We start from the raw sequence: 14336 nt of genomic DNA, 5'->3' as shown, positions 1-14336 counted from the left end.
CTTTCGCTTCCGTAATTCCACCATGCAACAAACGAAGCCATTAATCTATATGAAAGATATCCAATCATTGAAACTTCCCGCATGCACCGCAATGATGCGCATATAAACATTTCACAAAAGTATAAAAGATCGTCATTTGATTGGAAGCGATTACAACAAAGGGCGACCACATGATATAATGTTTGTTGCATGTGTAGAGCAGTGGTTCCATTCATCCTGGAGGTGACGATCATGAGACGTTTCCATAAGTTTAATACCGTTTTTCATAAACTCATTTTTTCGTACGGCATATTAATTTTGATTACGATCATTTTCGTTGGATTCACCTCATATCTTTATTTCTCCTCCAAATTTAATAAACAGGTCGAAAAAGTAAATGATCATATCTTGTCTCATCTGAAGCAAACCATCGAAGACAACATTATTGATAAAGTGGAGGCTGCCTACTTTGAACTGGTTGCCGATAGTTGGCAGAACAGTCCGTCCCTATTTCTATTCGACTACCCGTTAGAAGGAAATCACCCTACCATTAATGCCGTATATCAGCAGTTGAATACATTAGTCAATTACAATGCAGACCTGTTCGATTCCATTGGTATCTATTACAGCGATCTCGATGTGTTGATCTCTTCTTCCTCCGGCATTACTTACTTACAGGAAGAGGTGACCATCGACTTAAGCTGGCTCCACATCGCGAGACAATCGCATCAAAGATCGACGTGGATCGAAGCGCGTAAAATGGCCACCAACATTCATTCCGATTCCAATGTTTCTAATATCGTAACCTTTGTAAGCTCTTATCCCAATAAAGCGAATAGTAAAGGCTATATCGCGTTTCACTTGAAGGAAAGCGCCTTTCATCGCATTATTCAGTCCATTGCTCCCTATGAGAAGGGCCAGTTTTATTTGCTCAATGATCAAGGACAATTGCTGTCGCATAGCGATACTTCTTTGCTGTTCAGCAACTTCAATCATTATGAATTCATCGATATAATTAAGGATTCGCCACTAGAATCAGAGAACTTTATTTATCAAAGCAATAACGCTAAAACGTTAGTTTCTTATATGAACATTCCTGGTGTCCAATGGAAGCTGATTAATCATACGCCTGTTGACGAATTTTATAAAAGTACGACGCCGATTCGAAACACATTGATTTTAATCTGTTTGATCGCGATCGTTATCGGACTCATCGTCTCGAACTTTTTCACAATTAGAATTTACAATCCGCTTAAAACGATCATTCAAGGCACACGGCAGTTTTTCGGCAATCAGCAATTGCCTCTGGATACGAAGAATGAATATCAAATCATAGACAACGTGATTACTAATTTGTCGGTGAAAGTGAATACGTTGAAAGATACACTGGAAACCAATATGCCCCTGATTAAACATAATCTCATCATCAGCTTGATCCACAACACGATCAGCAATCACAATGAGCTTGCGGATCGACTTAGGCTGCTCAATTTGCAGCTGCACGGCTCCAGTTTTCGGTCTTGCACGTTTTATCTTGACTCCGATACATTGAACTCGCTCACGATGGAAAACAGTCAATTTATTAAATACAATCTCATTAGCTATATTGACAATCATAGTCAATCCGATACTTTGTTACTTACAACCGTACTTGCAGAGAACCAAATATGTACGATTGCTTGTACCGAAAGCGATGTTTTCGATGACTTTCTAAAGTTAGCCGACAATGTCATTTCCTACACACAATCGAACTTTAAGATCGATGTCATTGCCGTTATCGGCACACAAGTTAACAACCCATTGGATTTCCATCTCTCGTTCAAGGATTCGCAGGTTCTGATGAAGTATCATTACTTTATGCCTGAGAGAAAAGTGCTTCATGGAGAAAATCTTCTTCATCGGGAACATCATACAGAGGAAATACCTGAGGAGGCGCTGGAGAGACTGGCAACCAGCCTTAGAACAAATGATATCCATGAAATTAGAACAGAAGTAAACAACCTCATTTCGCTTATGCGAACGGAACATTACTCTGCTGATCATTGTCATCAGAAGTTGAGAGATATTGTTACGATATTCCGGAATTATCTTAAAGATATGTATGTGAAATCAGACGAGGCCATCGGCTCTGAACAGCTCGAGCGTTTCAAAATGATTAAAAACGTTGCCCAATTCAAGCAATGGCTTCTGCAATCCATAGAAGCGGCCATTGCCAATATGAACGATCGCCAAGTCAACAAGAACGCGGCCATCATTCAAAAAGCAAAGGAATATATTGTAGCAAACCTGGACACACCGCTCTCGCTTGATACGGTTGCCGAACACATCGTAATAAGTCCTCGTTATTTAAGCAAGCTGTTCAAAGAAGATGCAGGAATGAATTTCACTGATTTTGTTACATCCACTCGAATGGAGACGGCGCGTGATCTGATTATCTCTACAAATGATACGATTGAACAAATTTCCTATAAGGTCGGCTTCAATAGCTCCGCTTATTTCATTCGAAAATTCAGGGAGAAATATGGGGTAACCCCGCGAAACTTCAAACATAATTATCATCTGCAAAATGACCGTATATCCTGAAGGATGTATAGAAAACAAACAAGCTGACACGGTAGAAGCTCCGTGTCAGCTTGTCATATCAATCAGCAATCTTCTAACGAGAAATAACGACCGTCCTCGTCATGTTATCCCATAACACTTCGCCACCGAGCGACTCGCTAATAAAGCGGACCGGAACCATCGTGTTGGCATTTACGATCTGAGCCGGAACTCCCAGTTCTATCGTTTTACCGTTCAGCTGTGCTTTCTTTTCTCCGATTTTTAAATAGATGGTTTGATTGCCTTTCGTCGCTGTTACCGCAAATTGTTCCGGGTCCCATTCAATTGAAGCGCCAAGCGTCTCAAATATAGCCCTCATCGGGACGAGCGTATTCCCATTGATGATAACGGGAGGTTGCTCAAATGACATCAGCTTCAGATTAATCAATACTTTAATGGGATCAAATGAAATCGTAATCGGCTTTACTTCCAAGCCACTGCCAAAATGCTGTTCCCTAATGGAAAGAATAGACGCTAAAGTGTCCTTTCTTGTAGCAAGAAATGCACTTGCCGTCTTGTCCCGAAGATCAAATAATTGCTCCACTGTATCTTGTCGAGTCTTCGTAATGGAGGTTACAGCCTGGTCTCTTGTTTCCTGCAAATCCTTCGACCCATTCGTTAGAATGGCATCGATTTTTTTTCGCGCATCGGCTAACTTCAGATAGCCTTGTTTATAACTCCACATCGTACTTGTGGAATAATGCGCGTTGCTCTCATTTTTCAGCTTCCACATGAGACTAGTCGAGTAGTTTGGATTGACAGCATTTTTATACTTCCACATCGTACTTGTAGAATAATCAGGGTTGGTCGTATTTTTATACTTCCACATCGTACTTGTACTATAGCCCGGATTAATCTCATTATCGAACTTCCAATGCGTACTGGTGGAATAATCTCTGTTAATCGTTATTTTGTACTTCCACAATGCTCCTGTTGAATAGTCCGGATTAATCTGCCTCTTGTATGTGGCCAACTTATCACGATACTCTCTCGAACTTCCATATCGTTTAACCAATTGGTTATAATCGTTGTCGAATAGTTCTGTCAAATAGGCCAGATCCGCATCTACAATACGTGCCATATGCTCTTGTTCGCCTGTAAGAATGGCATGCAGCCAACTATATTCCTCAGATATCTCAACCTTATCTTCTTCATATTGCTTGGTGTATTGATCCAGAAGCTTCTGGTAAGCTCCATCTACTTCATCAATGAACGCATCGGCATACGCCCGTTCAGATGGCAAGACGACGCTTCCTAACAGAACAACAGTAGATAGAATAACAGCTACAACTGCATGAATCCTTATTTTCCTGAGCAAATTCATAGTATGCTAAGTCTCCTCCATTTAATGATGTCCCTGACACTCTTCGACATGGAATATCTTTCTCCTTTCCCATTCAATCGAAATGAAGCTTTCTACTCATTCCCTAACCGGGTCTAAAGTTGTAATTTATCCGAATAAATATGGATTAAATTTCATAGACACTACTATTTGCTCATGATATTATCAATTGGGAAATTCAAACTAAAAAGGAGTAAGATGCACCATGAGACTTATCAACAAGAAATTCACTCTTTTTCTTCTAATGATTATACTAATAGCCTCTATGATTCCGGTCGATGATAGTTATGCGGCCAAACAACGATTTACGGATGTTCCTTCCAACCATTGGGCTAATGCAGCCATTGAACAGTTAGCTAATGCTCATATTATTAATGGTTACAACGACGGTTCTTTTAAACCCAATGACTATATTACGCAAGAGGAGTTTCTTGCAATAGCAGTAACTATACTATATGGAAAGCCTGCCATTATCCCCTCTGATGAACGCTTAGTATTAGAAGGCTGGTCTTATTGGGTCTATGATGTATTACATGAGAAAGGGATATACACGCTTGATGATTACTGGGTTAGAGACGGTCATAAACGAAAAGTCCAGATCACTCGGGCAGACGCCGCTCGCATCATCTATATATTGCTGAATGGAAATTTTGAAAATTTGCCAACGAAATCTGCTGTGCAATTCCTATATCAAAAACACCTGACATCCGGCAGCTATACCGATAGAGGAGACTATTTCACAAACTATGGCCCGGCAGAGAGGCTAACCCGCGCTCAAACAGCTGCTTTCCTGGTAAGAATCAAGGACTATAAGGAAGGGAAAATTTCTAAACCTAGTGCCGAGATCTCCTTAAAGGACTCTCTTTCCAGTCGAATCAAGGCCGTCGCTCAAAAGGCCGGATTTAGCGTGACGGCATCGTCCAATCCAGAAGATTATCAGACTACAGTTGAAGGCAAGGGCATTCAGCTTGACTTCCGTTTTGACGAATATCCTTATGCGGATATTGGAGAGCATTGGCACATGACGATTGCTCAATTGGACAGAACTAAAATTAATATAGTAGCTTCTATGCTAGTTGAGCTTGGACTTCCGATGACTGAGAAAGAAGCTCGCGCAGCAGTGAATCAAGTGCTGGAACTTAAATATGGCGCTACAGGGGAAACTTATAAAGAAGGAAAAACAGCTATCTATACTTCCCATTATTTTGGTTACCATATTCAATGGGGAGAAGAAAGGAATACTGCTCCTGCTAAAGTAACTAGCGGAGATGCTTACGCACTGTTTGTTGACGGAGAGCTAAAGAGAGCACCGAAATTCAACATATTTTTGGAGCAAGCGTTCGCTGTCAAGGACACGATTTACGTCCCGCTTTCCGATATCGTTAATGGTATGGGAGGTTTCTATTATTGGAGTGACGATTGGACAACCATCCATGTTGCGATAGGAAACGGCGAGGAGTGGGAATTTAGACCAGACGGTAATAGAGGGGATATCTATATCGGAACACTCCTGGAAGGCGAACAACGAACGACAATCAGAGCGTTAGTGAAGGATACGGAGCTGTTTGTACCGCTGGATTTTATATCAACCTATTATACTGTAAGTCGGCAGAGGGATAATAACACCGTAATGATTTTTGTGGGCACAGTTCCTGACAACCCAACAGCTAATTATTTTGGCGATAAAGGCCAATATCCGACAACCTTTAACTTTGATCCGCTGAATCCACTTACCAAATATCCAGGCGGCTGGAAGGCGCCTCAGCTAAAATCGAGCTGGTCGTCTAAACCGGAAGACAATTACAAAGCCTTTGCCCGGGATCTGGGGTTTACGAATAACGGACGCAGCTATGGCGTTCCAGGATTTATGCGCGCCATTACTTTAATCGATAGCAGCGACAAAAAGACCGAAGTTACGATTAAATTATATGGCTGGGGAACGCCTCCGGGCCAACCGAATGAAGAAATATCGGAATCATTCAAGATCCCGGTCATTTCTGCGCAGCTGTTCCACTTCTACTTCGGAGATCAGTGGGAGACGATTTGGAACTACTTTAATCGTAATGATATTCCTGAACAATTCACGTTGAATGGACGATCTGTTGATGTTTCCTACTTTGAATTGGAAGGCAGCATATCGGTTAAAATTGGACGTAAGGCATCCTAATGAAAAAAATGGAGGAGGGGCAGCTAGCCCCCTCCTCCATTTTCTTTCTACCTCATCATTCACGAAAGCCGCTTTTTCACTTAGCCGAAATACTTTTCAGTTGTTAGAATACAATGGGTGAAACAGCGTTTCGAAGTACCGCAACCATGCTCCAGGCGGCAATTCTAGGAGTCCTGGAATAAATATTGAGATCCGTATGCACTTCTTCCCCTTGAATTTCAATCTTATATTCATCACCAGTAAAATGAGGAACAGCATCGATATTCAAAGTAGTCTGCTCAGGCCCTGCGCTGGCAAGTGCCGTGGCGACTGCCACGTTAAAATGAAAAGGCAGCATTTCTATGGCTTCCTTCGTATTTCCGCTAAAAACTTGCTTGGGCTCAGTTATGCTCATGAGCTCTTCGGAAAACAGCGGCGTGTATGATAAGGATCGCAATGATTTTTTAGAGGTCATGGTTGCCTTAATCGGGCTCATTAATGCTGCCGTACGAAGAACATCAAATCCTCCGACAGCGCCGCTAGCGATATATACCCTTTGATTATGTTCCCTTGCTGTCTCTTTTACTCTATTAAAAAAATCTGCATCCGCGAATGCCCCAACAGTTAACACCACTAAGTTCGCGCCGCCTTTTAGTATCGTTTCGGCGTAATCTTTCACCGCTTGAGGGGAGGCAGCCTCTGCTATAAAATCTGGCTTTAGAGCCATCAGCTCTTCAATATCGGTGCAAGCCTTACCGCCATAGCGTTCAGCAAAAATCTGTGTCCGCTCAGAACTTCTCCCCATCACTCCAACAAGCTCGTATTCTGGAAGATGCTCTTCCAAAGCATGAGCTACAATCTCATTTAGTCTTCCGCAACCTAATAATGCTAATCTTGTTTTTTTCATCATCTATCCTGCTCCTATTCTAGGTTTTAATGTGTGCAGCAAAAAAAAGCAACCTTGGTATAGCCCAATGTGCTTTGATTGATTGTATCAATTATCTCTTTTTATTTCTATAGTATGCCGTAACTATACCGTAACTTAGTTATATTCTGACATAGAAGCAAGCCTTCCTTGCATTAACCAATTCTTAACATGGGGATAATATCCCGTTTACAGAGAATTGCTAGAGTTAGATCAGAAAAGAAATGAAAAAAACAGCAATAAAAAGATGTGTTTATGAAAATGGGATCTATCTACGAATGGAGCTGTAAGGGATGAAAGTAACGCTGAAGGACATCGCGGATCGTGCGAATGTATCGATCTCCTCGGTATCCCGGGCATTAAGTAAATCGCAAACGACTGCACCGATCCACGATCAGACTCGAAGCCGTATTATTCAAGCGGCCAGAGAGTTAGGCTACCGCAGATGGAGTAACACTGATGATGATCGGCAAAAAACGGCAAAAAAACGCTTTGCTTTAGTTATGCACTTGATCAAGGACAAATACCAAGATCCGTATTTCTCAGAAATGATGTATGGAATTGAAAGTGAACTGCAGCAGCATGGTTATGCGCTTGACTATACGTTCGAAATACAAGATATCTTCACATCTGATTTATTTGCAAGTCTCAACAAAGACAATCTGGGGATCATCTGCGTCGGTCCGTTAAAATCGGACTTCTTATATCAGCTCAAAAAGCAAGTTCCCAGCGTGTTTTCTGTAGGCGGATTACTTCTCCCAGAGATTGATTGTGTGACAATCGACTTCAAGCGTGCGGCTCATGAGATCGTCCAGCACTTGATTCAGCTGGGACATCGGAGCATTTCTTTTATCGGCGGACACTCGCGAGTCGGGGAATCGCTGGAACAAGAACGGCGTTTCTTAGGGTTCAAGGAAGCGATGGAAGCGAATGCTCTGCCCTTGGTTGCGAACTGGATCCTTGACGGAGGGTATTGCCCGACGAAGAGCTATGAGGAAATGGTCAAAATATTGCAGTCGGAAGAGCGGCCTACAGCTGTATTTACTGCTAGCGACAAGATGGCATACGGGGTGTACAAGGCTATTCAGGAAGCTGGTCTGTCAATCCCGGAAGATCTGTCCGTCGTGTCTTTCGATAATATCGAGCTGGCCGAGTACATGAATCCGGGACTGACTACAGTGCGAGTACACAAGGAAGCGATGGGGCGAATAGCGGTGAAGCTCATGCTGCAGCGAATGGAAGGGATACTGCCCCTGCACTTGAATATTCTATTACCCACTGAACTGATCTATCGCGACAGTTCACGGGAGTTAAGCCAGGAGGGATAACATGAAATCTGTACAAGAGACGATGACGCAAAGCACAGTTGTCCCGGTACGTCCTGTTAAGAGAAGAGGTCCGAGTAAGCTGGTCCATGCTCTGAAGCATCATTGGCAGCTCTATTTGCTCATCTTACCGGTGCTAATCTACTTTATTATTTTTCATTACTTACCGATGTACGGCGTGCAGATTGCCTTCAAGGACTTCATCGGAACTCGCGGCATCTGGGGAAGCTCATGGGAGGGGCTGAAGCACTTCGAGCGCTTCTTCAACAGTTACTTCTTTTGGAGGTTGATGAAGAATACGATTGGCATTAGTCTGTACGAGCTGTCAGTAGGCTTCCCTGTCCCGATTCTACTGGCATTGATGATTAATGAAGTACGCAACAAATGGTTCAAGAGCTTCGTGCAGACGGTCACTTACGCTCCGCACTTCCTGTCAACTGTCGTGCTGGTCGGAATGCTGATCCTCTTCCTCTCTCCGACCACGGGCATCGTCAATCAGGCGATCCAAGCATTCGGGGGTAGTCCGATCTACTTCATGACGGAACCGGGCTGGTTCAAGAGCATCTTTGTCCTGTCCGGTGTCTGGCAGCAGATGGGGTGGAGCTGCATCATCTACTTGGCTGCGTTGACGGGTATTGATCCCCATTTGCATGAGGCTGCGCGAGTCGACGGCGCGTCCCGCTTGCGACGCATCTGGCACATTAATTTACCCGGCATTCGGTCGACCATCATTATATTACTTATTCTAAACGTAGGGTCGGTCATGAGTGTAGGCTTCGAAAAAGTTTTTCTCATGCAAAATTCGCTCAATCTCGAAGCTTCTGATGTCATTTCGACCTATGTGTATCGCAGTGGAATTTTGGGTTCGCAGTATAGTTTTGCCGCAGCGGTCGGCTTGTTCAATTCGATCGTGAATTTCATCCTGCTTGTGCTGGTGAACCGAATCGCCCGCAAGCTTAATCAGACAAGCCTATGGTAGGAGGTAAGATCTTGCTCTTGCGCAAACCAAGTTTATTCACCATCGTCAATGGTTCATTACTCATTCTCATCTGTATGCTTGTACTCTATCCGCTTTTATTTATTCTGGGGGCCTCGATTAGCGATGCGGGAGCAGTCCTGTCCGGGGAGATGTGGTTATGGCCGATTGATGTGAGCTTCGTCGGCTACGAGAAGGTATTCGGCAATTCCGATCTGTTAACGGGGTACGGCAATACCATTCTCTATACAATCGTAGGTACAGCCATCAATCTGATTATGACGATTATGGCCGCTTATCCGCTATCCCAACCGAAATTTTACGGTCGCAACCTGATCATGGCGATCATTGTGTTCACTATGTTTTTCAGCGGCGGCCTGATTCCAACCTATATGGTCGTTCGCGACCTGGGTCTTACCAATACGATGTGGGCTCTCATCATTCCCAACGTGGTGTCGGTGTACAACATCCTCATTATGCGTACCTACTTCCAGTCCAGCATCCCCGGAGAAATTCTGGAAGCCGCCTCCATCGATGGGAGTTCGGATATTCGTACGCTGCTGCGCATCGTCATGCCGTTGTCTATGCCGATCATGGCAGTGATGCTGCTATTCTATGCGGTGGGTCACTGGAATTCATACTTCAGCGCACTGATCTACTTGACAGATCGGAGCTTATACCCGCTGCAGATCTTCATTCGCGAGATTTTGATCCAAGGGCAGATGGAGGAGATGGTTAACGCGGCAGACAGTTCCCACGCGCAGACGATTATGGATGAGGAAGCGGTCAAATACGCCCTCATCGTCGTAACCAATTTACCAATTTTTCTGTTGTACCCTTTTCTTCAGAAGTACTTTGTTAAAGGCGTTATGATTGGGGCTTTAAAGGGGTGAACCTTTTCAGCATAAATAAAAAAGATGGATATGGAGGAGAGAAATATGGGTATTACAACAAGATGGATGGGAACAGCTACGACTATTGTACTGATGACCAGCTTGATTGTCGGGTGCGCGGGCAACGGCAACAACGCAGGTTCCAACGGCAATTCCGGACAGACAATGATGAACACGTCATCTGGCAATGCAGGGGGGGCCGAAGCTTCCGGTACGCTTCAAGCGACAGGGATGCCAATCACGCAAGAGCCGATCGAGCTCACGTTCTTCACAGGACTGGCGGGGTCCAACGGCAGCACGCCGTTCGAAGAGCGTCTAGTCTACAAGGAGATGGAACAGCTGTCTAACATCAAGGTGAACTTCCAGCTTGTTCCGTTCGACGGATTAACCGAGAAGCGCAATCTGGCACTGGCGAATGGCGATTATCCCGATGCGTTCTTCACGGCTCGCGTGCCGTCCGCTGATCTGATGCGATACGGTAGCGAGGGCGTGTTCGTTCAACTCGACGAGCTGCTGGAGCAGTATGCGCCGAATCTAACGGCGTTGATGGAGAAGTATCCGGCATTGCGCAAGGCGCTCACAATGCCGAATGGACACATCTACTCTATGCCGACCTTCTATGACCCTGAATTCCTCCCGATGCTGATCGGCACACCGCTGTGGATCAAGCAAGACTGGCTAGAACAGCTAGGGATGGACGAGCCGCAGACCATTGACGAGTATTATGACTACTTGGTCGCGGTGAAATCCACCGATCTGAATGGCAACGGCAAACTGGATGAAATCCCCTACAGCGGCACCGGCATCTTCCCACTGATCGAGCAATTGGAGGGCGCATGGGGCGTAGGCACTCGCGGACTTGGACACAAATTCGTGGACGTCAATCCGGAGAATAATGAACTTCGTTTCTTCCGTACCACTGATCGTTATAAGGAAGTGCTGCAATTCATCAACAAGCTGTATGCAGAAGGACTCATTGATCCGGATATATTCACGCAAGACAGTAAGACCTTGTATGCCAAAGGCTCTGAGGAGCGTCTCGCCTCAACGATCAACCCCAATCCGATTACGCAGTTCAATGGTGAGAATTATGTAGGACTGGGCGCGCTGAAAGGACCGCATGGCGATCAGTTGTATTCGCATATCAAGGTACCGATGGTATGGCCGGGCGCCTTCGCGATTACAGACAAGAATCAACATCCGGAAGCGACTGTTCGTTGGATGGACTACTTCTACGGTGAAGAGGGCGCCAAGCTATTCTTCATGGGGAAGGAAGGGGAGAGCTACGAGACCACTACAGACGGCACACTGGAATTCATGGATCATATTAAGAATAATCCGGACGGTCTGACCCTGGACCAAGCGCTGACGAACTATGTCAGCTGGATGGGCGGAAGCTACCCGGGCTACGTAAAGGTGGATTGGTTCAAGGGATCCGAGTCGCTGCCATCCGCAATTGATGCGGGGGAGAAAGCTGCGCCACATGTAATCGATGATCTATGGTACAACTTCAACTATACGGATGAGGAAACGGAGTTCATGAGGACAATCGGGGCAGATATGCATACCTATATCCGCGAGATGGAAGCGAAGTTCATCAACGGCTCAGCTTCCTTCAAGGAGTGGGACAAGTATGTCAGAACGATCGAGAACATGGGACTCGAAGATTATATGACTATCTACCAGACTGCAGCTGATCGCTATAACGGTAATTAATGCATAAAGCTTACCGCAGTCAACGACAGAAGCTCCGGATTCATCCTGGTGATGAACGGAGCTTCTTCACAGTAGATCAATTCAGTCTATCCACTCAAGCGCAAATTTCCTGACGGTGTAATCGTGCAAGTATCTCCCATTCTCAGCGATACGGTAATCGTGTCTCCGTCTCTATACACAAGCTCACGGGTATCGGATCCCATTTGCATGCGTAGCCTTGAGCATTGAAACTCGTTAAGCACGGTGAACTCGCCGTCCCTTTCGGCATATAGCCGAATGTAATCGAGCTTACCATGGCTAATTTTTGCGGATACTAGCACACCTTTTTCCCCGCGAAAGTCCCGGAATTCCACACTGCTGTCCATCCAGTTTTGCGGAATAGCCGGGAATACCCGTACCGTGTGGCCGCTTGCGTGAAGCAGCATTTCCTGAAGGGCGCATGCACCCGCAAAATTGCCTTCTAATGTAAAAGGACGGTAATGAAACATACATACGCCGACTTGCTTATAGTCACCATTCAGATGGAAGCCGTTCGAGGAGCATAAATACCGCCATAGCTGCTGCAGATGATAAAGCGCCGCTTCTCCGTTCCCTTGCTTCGCGTACATCGCGGCAGCCCAGGCGAACGAATATCCGACCCATTGTCCTTTGCCCAGTACCTCCATATTGCTTATCGTCGCATCCATGATTAATCTGTCCTGCTCTGAAGCACATCGGTTCAGTAGTTGAAGCGGATAGATCGCCATGGCATGGGAATGGTGCCGGTGGCTTGACGTCAAGTCTTCGTCCGGGCTAATCATCAGGATGTTATGTTCGTTTACCGCCAGCTCGGGCAGCTTGTGCAACGTTTCTTCCCAAAGCCGACTATCATTCTCGTATTGGAGCGTATCGGCCATTGCCTTCAGTCGTCGGAACAAATAGATTAAAAGGGACAAGTCATAATTGCTGTTCGGCGTAAGCCACGCTTTCAGCGAATTGTCGTGAATCTCCGGCGAACTGGAAACAGGAAGCCGCAGTTTTCCGTCATCCCCCGGCTTAAGCCAGCGAAGCAGGCATTCTGCCGTCTCTTGTAAATAGACGTAGGCCTTTTCACGAAGAAACTCCGAATCGCCTGTATGAAGCCAGTAATGGTCGAATGCTTGACAAAGCCATATTTGATTTGTGATGCTCAGGCTGTACATCGGCCAGCCCCCCATCGCTCGACCATCGAGCGTCATTACGGAAGGAAGATTGATGCCGGGAGCGTCAAAGAAGCTCTGGGCGAACGCCTTCGCTTGCGGACGCAGATTCCACAGGAAATCGATAAAGCTCTCGCCTTCGCTCAAATGATTTGCCTTAGCATAGTGCCAGTAGCTTAGCTGCGTATTCAGATCGTGATGATAATCTCCCTTCCACGGCGGCAGCTTCCCTTCATCCGCTGTCCAAACTCCTTGCAGTGGCATCGGCGGTGCGCCTTTGCGCGAGCAGGAGGCAAAAAAATAGTTGGTCAGGTACCAGTTCTTTTCCGCCTCTTCGTCAGGAAGGCTGATGGAGCTTTTGCTCCAGTAGCTCTCCCACCACGCTGCATGCCCGCCAAAAGCACGATCCCATCCGGCTTGAACTGCAGCATGGACTTTCTTTTTGGCTTCCGCAAACCATTCGTCTCCATCCAGAGAAGAGGCGATCGAGAATGTATATTCCCGAATGTCAGTGCCGGCTTGTCGTTCGGCGACCTGAACGGCATACTCCAGCGATGTTTTCGTCCTCTGGTAAAACCACCGGGCTTCCCGATCCTCATCATGAATCGCGGCGGCATAACCGAGCGACGCAAGTTCGGAGGAAGAGACTGGTCTGTTCCCGCCCGCTGTATCCAAAAAGTCGGGAGGGACAAGCTTCAAAACGTGCGGGACAGAAGCTCCGGAAATCTTCACGTATCCCAAACCGTTGGCTGCGTGAAGATAGCAAGCCACCTCGACTTCCCGGTCCTCGAATCTTAAGTTAATGTGCGCACACCCCGTCCGAATGTCCAGACGACTTTTGATGGAATCGGCTTCCCGGCCGAAGTCGATTTCAAGCCGTCCTGCCGGCAGTTTGGTCGGATAAGGATACTTACTGTAAATATCATCGAACCGTTGCCGAATTTCTTCTTGCTTGCCCTCCCGGACAAGCTCGATCAAATGCTTGTAGCTGAATTCAGGTTCGAGCGTTTCGGGCGCTGGCCGCAAATCCCATAGATCCCCCCGATCAAGACTGAAGCGGAGAGGATTTCCGTTTCCCCATACAAGACAACCATTCAAACCGTTCCCCAGTGGCAACGCCTCGTCCCATCGGGAAATCGCTTTATTCAATACGAGTCCGTGCCCTTCCGAAGGAAGTTTATGCCAATAATCCATCTTTACCTTCCTTTCTTGTGCCATATCGAAGTGGGAGACATCTCGCTCCCACTCCGAATAA

The 14336-nt window shown here is 45.9% G+C and carries 9 protein-coding genes; 6 read left to right on the top strand and 3 right to left on the bottom strand.

The window, feature by feature from the left end:
• Positions 1–231 precede the first annotated feature (231 nt).
• The gene (locus ACFQ2I_RS11400; protein ID WP_377564317.1) at positions 232–2562 is read left to right on the top strand and encodes a helix-turn-helix domain-containing protein; all 2331 of its coding nucleotides are present in this window, start codon (positions 232–234) and stop codon (positions 2560–2562) included.
• A 73-nt stretch (positions 2563–2635) separates the two neighbouring features.
• Here ACFQ2I_RS11400 and ACFQ2I_RS11395 read toward each other — a convergent pair whose 3' ends face one another.
• On the bottom strand, positions 2636–3904 hold the full coding sequence (locus ACFQ2I_RS11395; RefSeq protein WP_377564316.1) for a stalk domain-containing protein: 1269 nt from the start codon (positions 3902–3904) through the stop codon (positions 2636–2638).
• A 223-nt stretch (positions 3905–4127) separates the two neighbouring features.
• Between ACFQ2I_RS11395 and ACFQ2I_RS11390 the strand changes: the two genes are divergently transcribed.
• A complete protein-coding gene (locus ACFQ2I_RS11390) occupies positions 4128–6089 on the top strand; it encodes an S-layer homology domain-containing protein (protein ID WP_377564315.1) in 1962 nt (653 codons plus the stop codon).
• A gap of 103 nt (positions 6090–6192) precedes the next feature.
• On the opposite strand, the gene ACFQ2I_RS11385 is transcribed toward ACFQ2I_RS11390, so the two are convergent.
• Positions 6193–6978 (bottom strand): aspartate dehydrogenase domain-containing protein, encoded by a 786-nt coding sequence (locus tag ACFQ2I_RS11385; RefSeq protein WP_377564314.1) that lies wholly within the window; start codon positions 6976–6978, stop codon positions 6193–6195.
• Positions 6979–7286: 308 nt separating this feature from the next.
• Between ACFQ2I_RS11385 and ACFQ2I_RS11380 the strand changes: the two genes are divergently transcribed.
• Genes ACFQ2I_RS11380 through ACFQ2I_RS11365 form a run of 4 tightly spaced genes read left to right on the top strand, consistent with a single transcriptional unit; the run spans position 7287 to position 11903 of the window.
• Positions 7287–8321: a LacI family DNA-binding transcriptional regulator gene (locus ACFQ2I_RS11380; protein ID WP_377564313.1), complete on the top strand. Its 1035-nt coding sequence runs from the start codon at positions 7287–7289 to the stop codon at positions 8319–8321.
• Between the two features lie 22 nt (positions 8322–8343).
• A complete protein-coding gene (locus ACFQ2I_RS11375) occupies positions 8344–9297 on the top strand; it encodes an ABC transporter permease (RefSeq protein WP_377564489.1) in 954 nt (317 codons plus the stop codon).
• Positions 9291–10187, top strand: a complete 897-nt coding sequence (locus tag ACFQ2I_RS11370) for a carbohydrate ABC transporter permease (RefSeq protein ID WP_377564312.1) — start codon at positions 9291–9293, stop codon at positions 10185–10187. The genes ACFQ2I_RS11375 and ACFQ2I_RS11370 overlap by 7 nt, the downstream gene beginning before the upstream one ends.
• Before the next feature lie 45 nt (positions 10188–10232).
• Positions 10233–11903 carry an extracellular solute-binding protein gene (locus ACFQ2I_RS11365; RefSeq protein ID WP_377564311.1) on the top strand — a complete coding sequence of 557 codons (1671 nt, stop codon included), beginning with the start codon at positions 10233–10235 and terminating at the stop codon, positions 11901–11903.
• Positions 11904–11989: 86 nt separating this feature from the next.
• Here the strand turns inward: ACFQ2I_RS11365 and ACFQ2I_RS11360 are convergent, their stop codons facing one another.
• The gene (locus tag ACFQ2I_RS11360; protein WP_377564310.1) at positions 11990–14275 is read right to left on the bottom strand and encodes a glycosyl hydrolase family 95 catalytic domain-containing protein; all 2286 of its coding nucleotides are present in this window, start codon (positions 14273–14275) and stop codon (positions 11990–11992) included.
• Positions 14276–14336 lie beyond the last annotated feature (61 nt).

The organism is Paenibacillus chungangensis (genome assembly GCF_042675905.1).
In the GTDB taxonomy this organism is placed as follows: domain Bacteria; phylum Bacillota; class Bacilli; order Paenibacillales; family Paenibacillaceae; genus Pristimantibacillus; species Pristimantibacillus chungangensis.
The sequence above is the reverse complement of the archived record's forward strand: the minus strand, read 5'-3'. Positions and strand labels throughout refer to the sequence as shown.